Annotated in this window: 14 protein-coding genes; 11 read left to right on the top strand and 3 right to left on the bottom strand. The window is 40.1% G+C overall.

Annotation, left to right across the window (positions count from 1 at the left end):
- Positions 1-14 precede the first annotated feature (14 nt).
- Positions 15-1,553, top strand: coding sequence for an arylsulfatase (locus HUX68_RS09755; protein WP_174614645.1), 1,539 nt, complete (start codon positions 15-17; stop codon positions 1,551-1,553).
- 99 nt (positions 1,554-1,652) lie between these two features.
- Positions 1,653-2,603, top strand: a complete 951-nt coding sequence (locus HUX68_RS09750; protein WP_174614644.1) for a formylglycine-generating enzyme family protein — start codon at positions 1,653-1,655, stop codon at positions 2,601-2,603.
- A gap of 643 nt (positions 2,604-3,246) precedes the next feature.
- Here the strand turns inward: HUX68_RS09750 and HUX68_RS09745 are convergent.
- The gene (locus HUX68_RS09745; RefSeq protein ID WP_174614643.1) at positions 3,247-4,701 is read right to left on the bottom strand and encodes an NADP-dependent glyceraldehyde-3-phosphate dehydrogenase; all 1,455 of its coding nucleotides are present in this window, start codon (positions 4,699-4,701) and stop codon (positions 3,247-3,249) included.
- Positions 4,702-5,120: 419 nt separating this feature from the next.
- Positions 5,121-6,590, bottom strand: coding sequence for a sodium/proline symporter PutP (gene putP / locus HUX68_RS09740; RefSeq protein ID WP_174614642.1), 1,470 nt, complete (start codon positions 6,588-6,590; stop codon positions 5,121-5,123).
- 451 nt (positions 6,591-7,041) lie between these two features.
- Between putP and HUX68_RS09735 the strand changes: the two genes are divergently transcribed.
- Positions 7,042-7,215: a hypothetical protein gene (locus HUX68_RS09735; protein ID WP_174614641.1), complete on the top strand. Its 174-nt coding sequence runs from the start codon at positions 7,042-7,044 to the stop codon at positions 7,213-7,215.
- Positions 7,216-7,512: 297 nt separating this feature from the next.
- Here HUX68_RS09735 and HUX68_RS09730 read toward each other — a convergent pair whose 3' ends face one another.
- Positions 7,513-8,184, bottom strand: coding sequence for a Crp/Fnr family transcriptional regulator (locus HUX68_RS09730; protein ID WP_174614640.1), 672 nt, complete (start codon positions 8,182-8,184; stop codon positions 7,513-7,515).
- Positions 8,185-8,231: 47 nt separating this feature from the next.
- Between HUX68_RS09730 and HUX68_RS09725 the strand changes: the two genes are divergently transcribed.
- The 8 genes from HUX68_RS09725 (at position 8,232) to HUX68_RS09690 (ending at position 18,253) form a co-directional block, all read left to right on the top strand.
- On the top strand, positions 8,232-9,359 hold the full coding sequence (locus tag HUX68_RS09725) for an aminotransferase class V-fold PLP-dependent enzyme (RefSeq protein WP_174614639.1): 1,128 nt from the start codon (positions 8,232-8,234) through the stop codon (positions 9,357-9,359).
- A gap of 25 nt (positions 9,360-9,384) precedes the next feature.
- On the top strand, positions 9,385-10,836 hold the full coding sequence (locus HUX68_RS09720) for a Na+/H+ antiporter NhaC family protein (RefSeq protein ID WP_174614638.1): 1,452 nt from the start codon (positions 9,385-9,387) through the stop codon (positions 10,834-10,836).
- Positions 10,837-10,849: 13 nt separating this feature from the next.
- The gene (locus HUX68_RS09715; protein ID WP_174614637.1) at positions 10,850-12,013 is read left to right on the top strand and encodes an aminotransferase class V-fold PLP-dependent enzyme; all 1,164 of its coding nucleotides are present in this window, start codon (positions 10,850-10,852) and stop codon (positions 12,011-12,013) included.
- Between the two features lie 558 nt (positions 12,014-12,571).
- Positions 12,572-13,198: a Crp/Fnr family transcriptional regulator gene (locus HUX68_RS09710; protein ID WP_174614636.1), complete on the top strand. Its 627-nt coding sequence runs from the start codon at positions 12,572-12,574 to the stop codon at positions 13,196-13,198.
- Positions 13,199-13,246: 48 nt separating this feature from the next.
- The gene (locus tag HUX68_RS09705; RefSeq protein ID WP_174614635.1) at positions 13,247-13,849 is read left to right on the top strand and encodes a Crp/Fnr family transcriptional regulator; all 603 of its coding nucleotides are present in this window, start codon (positions 13,247-13,249) and stop codon (positions 13,847-13,849) included.
- A gap of 170 nt (positions 13,850-14,019) precedes the next feature.
- On the top strand, positions 14,020-15,729 hold the full coding sequence (locus HUX68_RS09700; protein WP_174614634.1) for a thiamine pyrophosphate-requiring protein: 1,710 nt from the start codon (positions 14,020-14,022) through the stop codon (positions 15,727-15,729).
- Between the two features lie 102 nt (positions 15,730-15,831).
- The gene (locus tag HUX68_RS09695; RefSeq protein ID WP_174614633.1) at positions 15,832-17,328 is read left to right on the top strand and encodes an aldehyde dehydrogenase family protein; all 1,497 of its coding nucleotides are present in this window, start codon (positions 15,832-15,834) and stop codon (positions 17,326-17,328) included.
- A 136-nt stretch (positions 17,329-17,464) separates the two neighbouring features.
- Complete coding sequence (locus tag HUX68_RS09690) at positions 17,465-18,253, top strand: cyclase family protein (protein WP_174614632.1); 789 nt, start codon at positions 17,465-17,467, stop codon at positions 18,251-18,253.
- The last annotated feature ends 62 nt before the right edge of the window (positions 18,254-18,315 follow it).

The following is an 18,315-nucleotide window of genomic DNA, read 5'->3' as shown; positions in this document are numbered from 1 at the left end:
AGGAGATTATAAACTTGGCCCAAAACAATAAAAAAGCTGACAAGCCGAATATTATTTTGATTTTAGCGGATGATCTTGGATTTTCCGACCTTGGTTGTTATGGAAGTGAAATCAATACCCCGAATCTTGATAAACTCGGGGGAGAAGGGCTTCGGTTTACACAATTTTATAACTCTGCCCGTTGCTGTCCGAGCCGCGCTTCACTTTTGACGGGCGTTTATCCGCATCAATCCGGAGTCGGGGAAATGACGGAGGATAAGGAACATCCCGGTTACCGCGGTTACTTGAAAGATGAATCCGTCACATTGGCAGAAGTGCTGGGCAATGGGGGATACCATACTTATTTAGCAGGCAAGTGGCACGTGGGAAAACGCGGACCGATTGAACGAGGGTTTGATGATTTTTATGGAATGCTCGGTGGTTTTGGGAGTTTTTGGGATAAGAAAAATTATGTTCGCCTGCCGGAAGATCGTCCTAAAAGAAACTATTCAGATGGCGAATTTTACGCAACAGATGCAATTACAGATCATGCGCTGGACTTTATTGAGGAATCACGCGGCGATGACAATCCATATTTTCTCTATCTTTCCTATAATGCCCCGCATTTTCCTTTGCAGGCACCGAAAGAGGAAATTGCCAAATATGAAAAGTACTATGAAAGAGGATGGGACCAAATTCGTGAAGAACGTTTGGCTCGAATGAAAGAACTGCAGTTGGTGGATGAACATATGCCGCTTAATCCACGGGCAGAATACTGGGATCGCGACCGCAACATTCAGGGGACTAATCCCGCATGGGAAACCATCGACCCTGACCGTAAAAAAGATCTGGTTCGACGTATGGCGATTTATGCTGCGATGGTGGACCGAATGGACCAAAACATCGGTCGTGTACTTGAAAATCTTCGGGGACATGATGAATTGGAGGATACCCTTATTCTGTTTTGCTCTGACAATGGTGCCTGTGCGGAATGGGATCCATGGGGATTTGATGACTGGATTACAACCTCGAATTTTTTACATCGTAAAGAAGACCTTGATCGCATGGGAGGACCGGATTCTTACCATAGTTATGGTTCAGGATGGGCGAATGCTTGCAGCACGCCGCTCCGATTATATAAACACTACAGTCATGAAGGAGGAATCAGTACACCTCTAATTGTACATTGGCCGGAAAGGGTGAAAAGGAACGGACAGATTGATCACCGCCCCGGGCACTTCATTGATTTTATGGCGACCTTCGTTGATATAGCCGGTGTTTCCTACCCGGAAGAATTTCAAGGAAACGGAATTCTGCCTATGGAAGGGCAAAGCTTAAGAAGTGCATTTCAAGGGGAACCACCGGAATCACGGACTTTATGCTTCGAACATGAAGGACATTGTGCCATACGTCGGGATAACTGGAAACTCGTTAAAATAAAGGAGAGGGGTTGGGAGCTTTACAATATTGACACGGATCGGGCAGAGATGTTTAATGTTGCTGCTGATTTTCCCGAATTGGTTAATGAATTGAGAAACCACTGGGAAGAGTGGGCGAAGCGGACGAATGTTTAATAAAGGTTAAAGCAAGGTGACGGTTCTCACGTATTCGGTACAGAACACGACCACCTAAAAAATGAGTACCACTAAACATTTATAGGGAGTTATAAACCTATGAACCGACATACACCTGAAAATTCATGCTGTTCAGTAAGCAGAGGCAGCATTTCCAACGTGAACATGAAAGGTCATCAAAGTCCAGTAACCGAAAATGGAGGTCTTAAATTCAAGGAAAAAATGGTTTATTTATCAGGCGGGGTATTTTTGATGGGAACAGAAGATAGAGATGGTTTTTCATCTGATAAGGAAGGCCCCGTACGAAAAGTTGAGGTGAAACCATTTTATATAGATCGAACAACCGTGAGTAACGAGGAATTCAAGCGATTTATTGATGAAACTGGTTATGTTACGGATGCTGAAAAATATGGTTGGTCATTTGTTTTTTATAAATTTTTATCTGACGAACAGCTGAAGAAGTCACAGCAACTGCCGGGAACACCATGGTGGTTCGCTGTCAAAAATGCATTCTGGTACCAGCCGGAAGGTAGTGGTTCCAGTATCAAAAGTCATATGGATCATCCTGTTACACATGTATCCTGGAACGATGCTGAAGCATTTAGCAAATGGGCTGGCAAACGACTTCCGACAGAGAAAGAATGGGAGTTTGCGGCACGGGGTGGGCTGGAACAGAAAAAATATGCATGGGGCGATGAATTACACCCAGACGGTGAACATTATTGCAACATATGGCAAGGGGATTTCCCGCGAACAAACACGAGGGAAGATGGTTATTTAGGAACGGCCCCAGTAGAATCATTCCCTCCAAACGGATATGGATTATATAACATGGCAGGGAATGTATGGGAATGGTGTTCCGATTGGTTTGATCAATCTATGAATCTATTATCTAGGATAGACCCGCAAACAGCATCTAAAAGCATGCGTGGCGGATCCTACTTGTGCCACTATTCGTATTGTAATCGTTATCGGGTGGCTGCCAGAAGTTCCAATACAATGGACAGTTCAACCGGAAATTTGGGTTTTCGTTGTGTTCGGGATGGGTAATAAAGAGAGAATTAATATAAATGGGAAGGCGGCTTTGAGGAAAATCTATGGGTGAATCTTCTATATTATATAATTTGACAAATCAAACTTGGAACCAGGAAATATTTAATTTAGGGTTAACGTCCTTAAATGAATTGCAAATTGTCGAAGCGACAGAAAATGATAACATGAGAATTTTAAGTGGTTGCTTCCGATTACACTAAAAGGTTCGTGGATTCATCAGTAACTGCACCTATCCCTCTACTCAGGATCGTGGATTGGAGAGTATTAGTAGGTGAATAGATGACAAAAAGCCGGCTGCGAGGCCGGCTTTTCTATCTGTAAATCTACTATTATTTTACTGATTTCTCTTTTATTCTGCTTTTTTTTCCAAATTTCCCGGGAAATATCACTGCTTGCAGGTGGAAATAGTGATGTTTTTTTAAAGGGTGAAGCAGAATGAGCCATGTCCAGCTCCAGCGCCCGGCAAATGGCAAACTTCACACTCCTGGATATTAAGGATTATTCTTTAAAATCGCAGCTTTGCGAATCAATATCGGTCTTCGGCGGGATAAAGTTTATAGGCAAGGGACGCTTTTGTCCCGTAAAAGGATATAAAATGTGCTATCTTTTTTAGATAACATCCATGGCTTTGCTATGTTTTTTATACTTGGGTCATGTTCAGAACGGTAACTTTTTCGCGGGTCATCGATTCGATGCTTCTGCGTATCCCTTGCACGCCAACGCCTGAACTTTTGACACCGAGGAATGGAAAATGATCAGGACCTCGCTCAGTTTTGCCGTTAATTTGGACGGAACCGACTTCCAATTCATTGCCGATCTGGATCGCCTGCTCCATATTTTTTGTGAAAATGCTTGCTTGCAATCCGTATTCTGATTCGTTGGCAATTTGAATTGCTTCGTCCACGTTTTTTACACGAATTACCGGAATGACCGGTCCGAATGGTTCTTCCCAGGCGATATCCATATCTTTTGTCACACCATCAAGCAATGTTGGATGAATCAGGTTGCCGCTACGTTTGTTTCCTTTTACAATTGTGGCTCCTTTTTCAGTAGCATCTTCAATTAATCCTGTTACATAATCGGCTGCTTTACTGTTAATCAGCGGTGTAACATCGGCACTGTCCTCAGGTGCACCGACTTTCAATCCTTCCATCTTTTCTGCTATTTTTGCAACAAGTGCATCTGCTGTTTTATCCTGAGCAAGAATGCGTTTAATTGCTGTGCAGCGCTGGCCGGAATACGAGAATCCGCCGCTGACGATATCAGCTGCAGCTTTGTCAAGGTCTGCATCGTTGAGGACGATGGCTGGATCTTTGCCGCCGAGCTCAAGAATGACGGGAATCATGGACGCTTTTTGGGAAATCGATTTGCCGGTATTGGAGCCGCCTGTAAAATTAATGAGGTCAATCAGCGGGTGTGTAATTAAGTGGTCACCAATTTCTGATCCTTTCCCTGTTACAAGATTGACGAGTCCTGACGGAAGTCCCGCCTTGTCGAGCGCTTTAATCATAAGCGTTCCACTGATTGCTCCTTGTGTCGCAGGCTTGAAAACGACTGCATTTCCTCCAATCAGTGCCGGTGCAATTTTAGCCGCAGACAGATTGACCGGATAATTAAACGGTGAAATAGCAAGTACAACGCCAATAGGATTCCGGTTTACCAAGGCGAACTTATTGGCACTCCCTGCGTTGAAGCTGCCACCATTAATCAGTTCACCATGCAGCCGTTTCCCTTCTTCGGCGGTATATTTGATGAAATCGGCTGTTCGGACGACTTCTTTTTCTGCTGAAGCCAGGCCTTTTCCTACTTCCTTCATAATTGTTTCTGCAAGCTCATCCTTCATCTGAAGCAGCTGCTCCGCCCAGGAATACAACAATTGTGCACGCTCATCAAAAGATTTTCGCGCCCAATGCTGTTGAGCCTCTTTTGCCCCTGTTACAGCTGTATTCACTTCATGCTCCGTCATCGCCTGCACTTCTCCCACGCGATCCTCGCTGGATGGGGATTCAATTTCAATCTTCTTTTCCGAAGAACTGTTTTTCCACTCTCCGTTTACTAGAAACGAGTATGACTTGATTGTTTTTACCTCGTTCATTCCATCAATCCTTTCCATTTATTTTCCCATTGAAGAGGGTTGTAAATCATCATACGTTAGAAAGCGTTAACAAATCAACAGAAAAATTTAAAATCAGTGAATTTTTTAAAAATAAAGAAGGCAAGGAGCTGTCATTTTTTTAATGGCTTTACCCTGCCTGACCTTGAAATAAAGGGATATGAGTCTATCGTTGAATTGTGGTGTTATAAATGTAAAATTGGTAAATCGTTTTGTATGATTCTTATAGGGGAGATAAATGATATTTGATAAGTTGTATGTAACTAATCATGAAAAAACGACCCAACTTGAAGCGGTACTGGCTGCATTAGAGTTTTGTCCGGGTGTAGGAGACCTATATAAAAAAGTTGATGATTTATATATGAGGGAAAAATGGGACGGAGGAGCCTGTCCCTCCGTCCCTACTCTTCCATTTTACGTTCCATTTCTTCAAATTGATCCTGAACTTGTTTCCCGGGCTTTTCAGTCATTAACGTGACAACAATGATTGCAATCAGACTCAGAAAGAACCCGGGAATTAACTCATATAGTTCGGAGTTTGCGAGGCTTGGAATGAGCAGCCATATAACAATGGTCAGGCCACCGACGACCATACCTGCAAGTGCTCCCCAGATTGTCATGCGTTTCCAGTATAAGCTCAGCAGAATAGTTGGACCAAATGCAGCACCGAATCCTGCCCATGCGTTTCCAACGAGACCCAGTATCGTATCATTTGGTGAATAGGCAAGTAACAGGGCAATAATCGCTACAGCCAAGACTGCCAATCTTCCGACAAGGACGAGTTCTTTGTCAGATGCATCCCGTCTAATGAAGGTTCGATAAAAGTCTTCTGTAACCGCACTGGATGTAACAAGCAGCTGTGAAGACACCGTACTCATGATTGCTGCCAGAATTGCCGCTAAAATGAATCCTGTGATATACGGATTAAATAATACTTCGGCGAAATGAATTAGTACCGTTTCCGGATCATTAACGATCCCGGATCCATTGAAGTAAGCAACACCGACAAGGCCAACCAGCATGGCACCAACGATCGAGATAGCCATCCAGCCAATCCCAATTCGGCGTGCTGCCTTTAAATCCTTCATCGACTTGATTGCCATAAACCGGACAATGATGTGAGGTTGTCCAAAATACCCGAGACCCCATGCTAAGAAAGATATAATCGTTACAAATGAAGCTCCTTTAAAAAAGTCCAATAGTGAAGGATCAATCCGCTGTAATTCATCCAGTAATGTCTGCGTTCCACCGATATCCGTAATCGCAACGATAGGTACCAATACCAGCGCTGTGAACATAATAATACCTTGCACAAAGTCCGTCATACTTACAGCAAGGAACCCACCAAACAGCGTATAAGCGACGATAACACCAACTGTCAGAAACAGTCCGATATGATAGTCCAATCCAAATGCACTTTCAAATAATTTACCACCTGCAACCATCCCGGCAGATGCATATAAAATAAAGAAAATTAATATAAAGATACCGGAAAACAGCCGTAATATATTTGACGAATCAAAAAAACGATTTTCCAGGTAGTCAGGAATCGTAATGGAGTCCTTGGCGATTTCCGTGTACGTCCTTAACCTGGGCGCCAATATTAAATAGTTTACATAAGCGCCTATTGTAAGACCAATTGCAAGCCAAGCACTCGCAACCCCCGTCACGTACATCGCGCCAGGCAGTCCCATAACCATCCAACCGCTCATGTCAGATGCTCCCGCCGACAACGCGGTGACCGCCGGACCCAGATCACGTCCACCCAACATATAATCTGATAAGTTTTTTGTCCTTCGATAAGACCAATAACCAATTAACAACATCCCGAGCATATAAACGCCCAGCGATATAAAAATTCCAACTTGCACCAAATTCCTCCTCGTATAGGCTGTAGTTTGCTTTCATTAATAATTTTATGCATCGTTGTACTACTGCTCGATTCGGTTGAAAGATACATAATGAAAAAGCAAATCTTCTAGAACAGCAACGGTTATATAATCTAACACTCTGCCACTACTCATTCAAGCAGGCGGGAATGGCGGTTTATCGGGCTGAGACACTAACAGAATGGGGAGGAGAGCGGTTTTGTGTTGTATTGAAGAAGTAAAATTGCGAATAGTTTGTTGGGGTGGTGGGGAGATTTTAATTAAAAGGTGGAACCACTTCGATCCTATCAAACTGATTATGATTCTCTGGCAATCTACTTAACCTGTGTATCATAACAGAATATTAAATCACTGACGGCGACCATCACCGCCGTCAGTACACGCAGCACATAATCGTTAGCGAAGAACTCCTTCTACTGACAGATCCGATGCTTTGGAAAACGTAATACCAACTGACGGAAAGGCAATGGAAACCTATCAAGAAATCGCTATCATGGAGAATACGACTGTAGAGGCTGTTTGGGGAAAGCAGGTGCGAATGAAGTTGCGTGTTCCAGAGTTCCGGAATAAAGCTGCAATGGGACGATTGAAGGGGGACATGCTTTGAAAATAGCTGCTATGGCCGGGATTGGTGGCAGTAGTTTTGATGAATAATCTTACAAAATTTCAACTGAGGAAAGGAAACGGATATGAACTATAAAGGAAATGAACGCATTTTATAATAGGATTGATCTCAGGGTCGGCGGTTGCAGTTTAAATGGATTTCTCGGATCATAACCACTCAATGCAATGCTTTAATCTAAATAGAAACATAGCTTCTTACGAGTTTTGTAATTCAATATGATTAAAAAAATAAAAAATTATAAATTGTAAAGTACTTTACAGATAAAATTGCAATTTAAATTTATACTCCAGGTAACAATTTATCAATATCAGGGATGTGATAATACTTACCATCTTTAGTGATTATCCGATTCTTTAGCATTTCATTAACAGTTTTTGCAACGGTTACCCTGCTTGTTCCGACCAGGTTAGCAAGTTCTTGATGTGTAAATTTAAGTAGTATTGTGATCCCACTGTCCATTTGTCGTCCGTAATTTAAAGCCAAATGATAAAAAGCATCATAAATGCGATATACAGAACTGCCATATGATAATTCAAGGTTGTAAACGGATGCGAGTCTAATCTTTCGGTTCAAGAGATCAATGTACTGTTTAATGAGATTAGGGAAGTTGTACAAAATACTTTCAAATTTATTATACGAAAGTGACGCAGCCTTAACTTTGGATACTGCAACAGCACTTTCGAAGTACACATCACTATCAACTGTTTTATTTTCTCCAATTAAACAGTTTGTTCCTGCAATGGCCAGTGCTTTTTCTTGCCCATCGGCGGATATAAGATATTGTCTTACACGTCCGGAAATCACAAGAAAAACAGTATCGATTTTATCACTTTGATGATAAAGGTGCTGGTTAATGCCGTATTCATAAATGTCAGATTCCTTGATGATAGGAGTCCAATCATAACTAGGGTATTCCATCCATGGTGAAATCGATTCGGGTAACTGATTCAAGTTTAACTACCTCCAGAAATTCTTACTTGAAAGGAAGAGTAATAGCAATGAAAGATATATTTAATCAGACAAGACAAAAGTTTCCTATTCTAAAAAATAAAATACAGGCCTCCAGCTGTTCTCAAAGTGCATTGCATACTGATGTGAAACAGTCCATTGAAAATTATGTGAAGTCCTGGGAGACATATGGAATGGACTGGGGAAGCTGGATGCAGGCTTGCGAGGATGCCCGTTCCGAATTTGCTAAAATGATCAACGCTGACATAAGCGAAGTGGCAATTGTATCAAGTGTTTCGCACGGTATATCAAGTATAGCAACAAGTTTCCAAAATACAAACAAAAAGAGTATTGCAGTGACCGATTTTGATTTTCCAACAGTCGGACATATTTGGCTTTCCCAAAGTGATAAATATAATATTAATTTTATTGAATCAAACGAAGAAGGTCTAGTTTCTATTGATGCTTATAACAAATCGGTTGATAACGATACATTTATTGTTAGCACTTCACATGTTTCGTTCTACAATGGATTTAAACAGGATTTAAAGAAGGTTGGGGAGGCAGTGCATGATAAGGGAGCATACCTTTTCGTGGATGCATATCAGTCACTGGGGCAATGTAAGATCGATGTCAAGGAAATGGATATTGATATGCTTACTGCCGGCTTACAAAAATATGCTCTGGGAACACCAGGGATTGCTTTTTTATATGTAAAGGGAGACTTAACGAAAAATCTTACTCCAAAAGTCACTGGATGGTTTGGACAAAATAATCCATTTGCGTTTGATATAAAAAACATTGATTATGCCAAAAAAACTAAACGTTTTGATACAGGGACATATCCAATGATCAATGGTTTCTCGGCAGCTACAGCATTGAAAATTATTAACTCTTTGGAAGTGTCAGCAATTGAGAGTTATTTGCAAGAGTTGTCAAGTGTTGCAATAGAGGAAGCGGAAAAGCATGGTTTGACAGTCAAAAGTCCGAAAAGCACAAAAGAAAAGGGTTCCAATACAGCTATTTACGTCCAAAATGCGTCTGAAGTGGAACAACAACTTGCCGAAAAAGGCATAATTGTGTCTGCTCGTAATGATGTTATTCGCATTGCACCGCATTTTTATAACACTGAATACGAAATTAAGTTGATTGTTAAGGCGTTGGCGGACCTAATATAACCTAACCATAAGGGAGGAAAAATCAATGAGTAATGAAAAGCTGGAGTTTTATGGAGGGACTCCGATTTTACTGGTTCCTTTTGCAGTTATGTTTATTGGCATTCTATGGCTTGGCTTTACAGGAGCAGCTTTACCGTCGGCGTTTTGGCCGATGGTATTATTGGGCCTCTTTGTGGGACTGCTCCTAGCGAAAAATAAAAAGATTTATATTGATGCGTTAATTGAAGGAATTGCTTCAAAAATGCTGGCAATTATGCTGTTAGCCTGGTTTCTTGCCGGGGTAATGGCTGAATTGCTGCAAAGCACTGGTTTGGTGGATGGCCTGGTGTGGGCATTTTTGGAGCTGGGTATCTCAATAGCCTGGTTCCCGTTAATAACATTTGCCATTACATCGTTTATGTCAATGGCAACCGGAACTGCAGTTGGTACGCTTATTGCAGTCAGCCCGATTTTGTTCCCTGTTGGATATACACTTGGTGGAGATCCACTCTTGATTATAGGTGCCATTATCGGAGGATCCTATGTGGGAGATAACCTGGCACCGATTTCTGATACAACAATTGTATCCGCTTACTCACAAGGGACAGAGATTAATAAGGTAGTAAGAAGCCGGCTTCGTTATGCGTTTACTGCTGCATCAATTACTGTTGCTTTATATATTGTTTTTGCCTTGATAGAGTCGGGTGGTTCAACTGTACAACCACCGGAGGAGGTTAAGCCATTAGGGTTAATCATGTTGGTTGTACCAGTGTTACTTTTATTTTTAATGATTAAAGGCCGTCACCTTGTGGAGGGGTTACTGTATGCGATAATGCTTGGAATTGTGCTTGGATTAGGCACAGGTCTTATCGGTTTTGGAGATATTTTAAGTGTTAACCGGGATGAGTTCACTGCTGGCGGTATTGTATTGGATGGTATAAACAGTATGATGGGTGTGGCTGTTTTTACCATATTTTTAATGGGAATGATTGGAACGTTACAACGCGGAGGATTCTTGACTTGGTTAATTGGAAAAGCTGAACTTGTTGCTACCACACCCAAACGGGCTGAAGTTGTAATTGTCTTTTCAACTTTATTCCTCAATGCTTTGACAACAGCAGGAACACCCTCAATGGTTATGCTTGGCGATTTTGTCAGACGTTTGGGAAACAAGTTTAAAATTCAACCTTGGCGCAGAGGGAATTTAATGGACGCTTGTTCCACATCCATAATTGGTTTTTTACCATATAGTGTAGGGTTACTGATTCCGTTTGCATTCATTGGCGGTATGGTGGATACAAACCAGTATCCTAGCTTTAATCCTGTCGGGGTGGTTCCTTATGTGTTTTATTGTATAGCTATGGTAGCAGTAATATTATTCGCGGCTTTCAGTGGTTGGGGCCGTGAGTTTATGAGCAAACAAGAATATGAGCTGGAATACAAAGAAATATATGGGAGCTTGGATGATAAGCCGGATACTGCGAAAAAATTAAGCTAAAGGATAGATTATTATGACCTATTTTGATTATGCATCAATGGGTATTCCAGATAAGGAAAATATCCAGGAGTTACAGAAGCATCTCGGGAATTTAACATCAGATATTAAATCAAACGCAGGCGGGTATACAGTTGATTTACTCGTGAAAATGAAAGATATTCGAAAATTTATAGCACATGTATATGATGTATTACCGCAAAATATTGCTTTTATTGCGAACACTACAGAAGGACTCGGCAGAATTGCATCTGGATTAAATAAATCAGAATTAACAATAAACGTGGCAGTTCCTGATATTGAGTTTATGTCAGCAGCGTTGGTATGGCAAGGAAATTCTGAAAATATCCATTTTTTTAATACAGCAAATGGGAAAGTGAATTTAGATGAAGTGAATCAAAGTTTAGCTACTAACAATATTCTTTGTATGAGTTCTGTTCAAGAAGTAAGCGGATACAGGTTTTCCTTTGCCAATCTGGCAAAAGAACGAAATAAAAGATCTGACGAGTATTGGATTGTTGATGGGATACAGGAATCAGGGATATTAAAAAGAGATTTGCATGCTCAACAGATTGATGCGTATATAGCTGGAGGGCATAAATGGTTGAACAGTCCGTTTGGATTAGGATTCATGTATGTAAGTGATCGTTTATTGGAAAAGATTTTTCCTACATTTGATGGATACCTTAATTTGCAGGAACCTCATGCAGGATGGATAAATTATCTTGAATCAAGAGAAAGAACTCTTTACGACCTGCATGGAATATCCAGAGTTAACGAAGCAAAGTCTATTGAATCAGGAGGGATGATTAACTTTTGGGGAGCAGAAATGCTGAAAAAAGCATTTGAGAGATGGGAAAAGTTCGGACATGTTAAGGCCGAAAAGCATATTTTTAATTTACAGGAATTGTTCAGAAAAAACCTCCAGCTTAAAGGAGCAAGAATTCTTGGGGGGGATGATCGTTGCAATTGGTCATCAATTATTACGCTGACGTGTGATAATCTTGATTTAGAAAAGAAGCTTCTGAATCACTTAACAGAAAATAATATTAAAGTAAGCCTTCGTTCTATTAATGGAATTGGTGGAATCCGGATTGGTTTTCATTACTATACAACATTTGAAGAAGTAAAATATCTTATCAATGTGCTTAATGAATGGGGTATAAGAATGCAAGTATAATAAATAAGATGAAAATAAGAATCCTGCACGTAGTTGATACGTGTAGTTTTTTTGTTTACTTAGTCAAGGGGAAAATAAAAAATTAATATTCACTCAATTTCACAATCTGAAATTATAAGGTTGTTGATCGACTGAATTTAAAACATATTGAGGTTAAAAATTAAAAGAGTCGGGAGGAGGAGAACCTGTGGATGTTAGGGTTAAAAAACTGATATGAAAATTTTGCGACTGGTTTCGATCATAAATGACTTATTTCTTGGTTTAGGGAGTTATTTTTTTACGTAGATATTATTCTAATGCAGGAATTTGGTGTTTCATGACGGAAATATAGTATAAATTATCTATTTAGTAATCGATAACGATCTAAAAGAAGTTAATGAGTTGGAGGATAGACCCTGTGTTACTCACAATCAGTATGGGAGATAAGTAACACCCTACTGATTAAAGCTCCATAATAACCTATTTTAGATTGTAATGAAAATAGTAAAAACCATGAAATTGTAACTAACGCTGAGTTTAGTATTATTGAGATTTACTACTTTACGGAGGGGACGTAAAATGTCTAATTTGTTTATGCAAACTAGCAGTTGGATTCCTTATCTTAAATATGGAGAAAGAAATTATTACAAACGAAAATCAGTAATCTATCAAGAAAAAGAAGACGGTTGCAACGGGTTTTATTATTTGAAACAAGGCTTGGTCAAGGTATCATCGACAATCCACACTGGAGAAGAGAATATCATTGATATTGTTTGTAATGAAAAGTCTTTTGGTGAACAGTCAGTAGATGGCGAACTTTACTTTTCAACTGCAACGGCCATCGAGGACAGCGTTGTATATTTTTTTCCTTATAAAAATATTGAGCCAGTTCTGGAAAGAGACGCTCAGTTTAAAATGCTAATCTATACTAATCTAACAGAAAAGTTGAAAACTCTATCAAATAATGTTCTATTCCATACGTTACACTCCGAAAAATTACTGGCCAGAACGATATTAACTTTAAGGGAAAAGTTTGTAAGCAAGCAGATTCCATTTACTCAACAGGAACTTTGTTGTTATACAAATCTGAACCGAACAACAATATATAATATATTTAAAAAATGGGATAATGATGTGGTGTATTTGACAAATCGTAATATTATCATTAATAACACTGAAGCACTTATAGAAATAGCTGCCATTTGACTCCATTGCTCAAGAGGTAAATTTAAAGTTTTCGAGGTGAACATCAGATTGTTTAACTGGTCTCAATACTCCCATTATGCGGAAGTTAAAAAGTTGAGAAAAAACATTGTATTATTCAGACAGGGTGATGTATCAAGCGGTTTTTATTACTTACTGGAAGGAAAAATTATGATAAGTGTGTTACGTGAGGATGGATATGAACGCATTATAGACTTCGTCTTTCCAGGCTCGCTCACAGGAGAACAAATGATTTACGGCACTGCCTCCTTCACTACCGCAACATTGATGATGGATTCGACGCTTTATTATTTTTCAAAAGGCCAGTTTGAACGTTTGACAGGCAAACATCCTGAGACGTCCAGGCAATTTAGCTATTCACTTATCCAGAAAATTCGTATGCTGGCAACTATAAACACAATCTTAAACGCACCTATTGAAGTACAACTATCATATTTTCTAATGAATCTGTATGAGAAAAAAGGAGATAAAACGATTAATGTAACACAAACATCCATGGCAAATTATATTGGAAAATCGAGGGTTGCTGTTTGGAAAGTTTTGAAGGAGTGGCGCAGTGAAGGTATTATCGAAATTTCGAATCAAACATTTATATTGAAAGATATTGAAAAGCTTAGAGAAAAGCAAAGGTAATGAAATGACTGTTTTGCAGTTAGGTATTTCTTGGATTCCTAAGCAAAAGACAAATAGCAGTTTGGAAGGAACATTAGGATAAATTAAGAAAATGTTTATTACTTAACACCTCGTCCCTCTTTTTCTGTTTTACAATAAATATTAAATCGTAGCAGAAAGGAGAGTCTTATATGTATACAACTGGGACAGCATTTTTGGAAGCGCTTCAGGAGGCAGGTGTTTCTTATATTTTCGCAAACTTCGGAAGCGATCATCCAACAATAATTGAAAGTTTGACGGATGCTGCGCAAAAAAATAAAGATTTGCCAAAAGTTATTATTAGCCCCCATGAGTTTGTAGCAATGAGTGCTGCCCATGGATATGTACAAGCGACCGGAGAACCTCAAGCAGTTATTGTTCATGTGGAATGTGGCACTCAAAACTTGGGCGGAGCGATACATAACGCTTTTAAGGCTAAAGTACCGGTCCTTGTTTTTGCTGGAGCATCTCCCTACACTCAAGAAGGGGAAATGCTAGGAAGTAGAAATGAATTTATCCATTGGTATCAAGATGTTAATGATCAGCGCGGAATTATGCGGGGGTATTCCAAATATGACAATGAAATCCGCACGGGGAAAAATGTGAAACAGTTGGTTCATCGTGCGTTGCAAATATCAAAAAGCGAACCACAAGGGCCGGTTTATTTAATGGGGCCAAGAGAGGCAATGGAAGAGGAAACGGAGTCGGTGGAGATTGATACATCGCTTTGGGAGCCGATCTCGCCCAGTGCAATTCCAGAACAAGATGTAAATGATTTAGTTTCTGATCTATTAACGGCAGACAATCCAATCGTTGTAACTTCTTATTTAGGAAAAAAAGAAGAGTCTGTTGATGAACTTATAAAGCTATGTGAAAATTTAGCAATACCAGTTTTGGAGTCGGTACCTCAAACGATGAACTTTCCCGCAAATCATCCAATGCACTGCGGCTTTCAATGGAATGAGGATAAGCAGCATCCCATCTTGGAAGATGCCGATTTCATCCTGGCGATTGACAGTGATGTACCATGGATCCCGACTAAAAACAAACCGTCCACAAATGCAATTATTTATTATATTGACGCAGATCCATTGAAAGAAGATATGCCCCTGTGGTATATCCCGTCTAAACGTTTTTACAGAGCAGATTCACAAGTTGCTTTGAACCAGATTAATAAGGTAATAGATGAAGAAACTATTGATGAATCTTCGGTTTCTGCACGCCGGAAAAAAATTGAAACTTTCCATATGAAATTAAAAAAAGAAATAGAAAAAGCTGAGCAGCTAAAAGGAGGTATTATCACACCTGAATATCTTACCGCATGTGTAAGGGAAATTGTTGATGAAAATACAATCGTCCTTAATGAAGGAATAACCAATTACGGGGTTGTCAACACTCATATTGGTGCAAGTGAACCCGGGTCTTATTTCAGCAGCGGGGCGGGATCCCTGGGGTGGAATGGCGGAGCCGCGATTGGGGCTAAATTAGCTCATCCAGACAAGACCATTATCAGCTTAACTGGAGATGGGAGTTATTTATTCAGCGTTCCTTCTGTTGTGCATACGATGGCTGAACAATATGATACACCATATTTGACAGTCATTTACAATAATTTTGGATGGAATGCCCCGAAACATTCGACTTTAGGAGTTCATCCGGAAGGAATAGCTAAAAATGCGAATAAATTTTGGGTAAATTTCAATCCCAATAGTGAATTAGCAAAAATTGCCGAAGCAGCGGGCAACGCTCATGCTGAAACAGTCGAAGATCCTGACAAGTTGAAAACAGCACTAAAAATAGCGATCGAACAGGTGAAAAACGGTCGTTCTGCGGTATTGGATGTCAGAATTTCAAAGGTGTAGAAAGTTCCATTATAAAGAAGGCGGTGATGCTCTCAATTAATTTAGGCTGTCTTGTGAATGTGATGATTGGGTCTACTAATATTATGAGAGGAGGGATTTAAGATGGAAGCTACAGGTCAAATGAGCCCATCTGATGTAAAGTTTGATACGAAATATGGTCCACTTATCAACGGTGAGATTGTAGAGGCAGCTGATGGTTATATCGATGCTGTGAATGCGGCAACGGGAAAGGTGCTTTCTCAAATTGGTCGTGGAGGGAAAGAAGATGTGGACAGGGCGGTAAAAGCAGCAGGAGAAGCGTTTCCAAAATGGGCAGATACCTCAATTGAAGAACGATCAATATTAATGAATAAAATTGCTGATGTGTTGGAAGAAAATCAAGATCGTTTAAAATTGATCGAATGCATGGATACAGGTAGAGCACTTCATGAATTTGATTTAGATTACCAGCTTGCCATTAATCAGTTCCGTTATTTTGCGGGTGCAATTCTCACGCATTATGAAGGTGAATCACGACCAGTTGAAAATGGTTATCTGATTACAAAGAAAGAACCACTTGGAGTTTGCGCTCAAATTATCCCTTGGAACGTACCGATGATCATGACTGCATTTAAACTTGCCCCGGCACTCGCAGCTGGAAACACGATTGTGTTGAAGCCAGCAGAAGATGCATGTTTATCGGTGATAGAGTTTGGCAAACTTATATCCGATATTCTTCCAAATGGTGTTGTCAATATGGTCCCAGGTTATGGTCCAGAAGCAGGACAGGCTCTGATTGATCATCCTGATATAGATAAGCTAGCGTTTACAGGAAGTGTAGGAGTAGGTCGACTTGTCGGAAGGACTGCAGGAGATAGAATTCTTCCTGTAACGTTGGAATTGGGCGGTAAAGCGCCACACATCGTATTTCCAGACGTGGATATCGATTCGGCAGTGGAAAACGCAACGCTAGGATATACATTTTTTAATGGGGAAAGTTGCATCCTTGGTACAAGATTGCTTGTACACGATGATATTTATGATGAATATGTTGAAAAATTAATCGAACGGGCAAAGCAGGTAAAAATTGGTCCACCAACCAATCGTTCTACAAGATTAGCGTCCATTATTAATGAGAAGCAAGGAGAACGCGTATTGAATTATTTTGACATCGCAAGGGAGGAAGGTGCCAAAATTTTATACGGAGGTAACCGCGTAACGGTTCCCGGGCATGAACATGGGTACTTTATTGAACCGACTATTATTGAAGCAGAGCCGCATATGAGAATCGCACAGGAAGAAATCTTTGGACCAGCTGCTACAGTAACTTGCTGGAGTGATATAGAAGAAGTAGTTAAAGTTGCTAATGATGTTGAATACGGTCTGGCAGCTGGAATTATGACAGATGATTTAGAGAAGGGATTAACTTTGGCTAACAGAATCGATGCTGGTAGCGTATGGATCAATTCCTACTTTAATTTCCAGACTGGTGCTCCGTTTGGCGGATATAAAAACAGCGGGGTAGGAAGGGAGTATAGTAAAGAAGCTCTCGATGCGTACAGTCAGTCGAAAACGATAGCAGCTGCATATAAAAGGCCTCCGTTCGGTACTTTCATGTAAATACAACGGAAATTTAACATTAACTAACCAATAGCTAGTACTTTCCAATTCAGTAATTGAAATATAATAGTTTTATTTCATTTTGAATTAAATGGAAGGTCCTAGCTATTAATTTAAAATGAAAGGGGATATAAACATGGAAACTCTAAAGTCAACCACATTGGTAAATTTAATGGATAAAATCATTGATCATTCGATTGAGGTAATTGATTTAACACAAGTGCTTAATGAAGATACGCCCATAATCTCATTGCCGGATCCATTTGTGGATACAAATGGTTTTGAGATGGATCAGATATCCAAATATGACAACAACGGGCTTTTCTTCTACTGGAATAATATTTCAATGGGAGAGCATTGCGGGACACATTTTGATGCTCCTGTTCATTGGGTATCCGGAAAGAACCATCAACATGTCGATGAAATTCCTGTTAAAAAGCTGATTGGGGAAGCTTGTGTCATTGATATAAAGGAAAAGTGCGAAAAAGATCCGGATTATTGCCTCACCATTACAGATATTGAAGTGTTCGAAGAGAAGCATGGCGAAATTTCCAGACACTCTTGGGTTCTTATTTATACTGGATGGGCTGAATATAACGATGATCATAAGAAGTTTTTCAATGTTGGAGAAGATGGCCAGCCACACACACCGGGAATAACAGTAGAAGCTACTAAATTTTTAGCAAACAAGAATATCCTTGGAGTGGGAGTAGAAACAGTTGGTACGGATGCGGGTATTGCCGCAACATTTGAAACGCCGTTCCCATGTCACCATTTTATGCATGGGGCAAATAAATATGGTCTTGCTTCATTGACGAATTTGGATAAGCTTCCGCCCAAGGGTTCCATATTAATAGCAAATCCTCTAAAAATAGAAAAAGGTAGCGGGAGCCCAGTACGGGTGGTTGCTCTGGTTGAGAAGTAGTTTCTGTTACTCTCTGAAATGAGTTTTGGTTAATTTCATTCAGTTACTTTTTGCTGTGATGG

It is taken from the genome of Virgibacillus ihumii (assembly GCF_902726655.1).
GTDB classification, from domain to species: Bacteria; Bacillota; Bacilli; order Bacillales; family Amphibacillaceae; genus Lentibacillus; species Lentibacillus ihumii.
The sequence above is the reverse complement of the archived record's forward strand: the minus strand, read 5'-3'. Positions and strand labels throughout refer to the sequence as shown.

Coding starts and splice junctions, on each gene's coding strand:
- HUX68_RS09750 (WP_174614644.1), top strand. CDS start 1,653: ATGAACCGACATACACCTGAAAATTCATGCTGTTCAGTAAGCAGAGGC.
- HUX68_RS09745 (WP_174614643.1), bottom strand. CDS start 4,701: ATGAACGAGGTAAAAACAATCAAGTCATACTCGTTTCTAGTAAACGGA.
- HUX68_RS09725 (WP_174614639.1), top strand. CDS start 8,232: ATGAAAGATATATTTAATCAGACAAGACAAAAGTTTCCTATTCTAAAA.
- HUX68_RS09720 (WP_174614638.1), top strand. CDS start 9,385: ATGAGTAATGAAAAGCTGGAGTTTTATGGAGGGACTCCGATTTTACTG.
- HUX68_RS09715 (WP_174614637.1), top strand. CDS start 10,850: ATGACCTATTTTGATTATGCATCAATGGGTATTCCAGATAAGGAAAAT.
- HUX68_RS09710 (WP_174614636.1), top strand. CDS start 12,572: ATGTCTAATTTGTTTATGCAAACTAGCAGTTGGATTCCTTATCTTAAA.
- HUX68_RS09700 (WP_174614634.1), top strand. CDS start 14,020: ATGTATACAACTGGGACAGCATTTTTGGAAGCGCTTCAGGAGGCAGGT.
- HUX68_RS09695 (WP_174614633.1), top strand. CDS start 15,832: ATGGAAGCTACAGGTCAAATGAGCCCATCTGATGTAAAGTTTGATACG.
- HUX68_RS09690 (WP_174614632.1), top strand. CDS start 17,465: ATGGAAACTCTAAAGTCAACCACATTGGTAAATTTAATGGATAAAATC.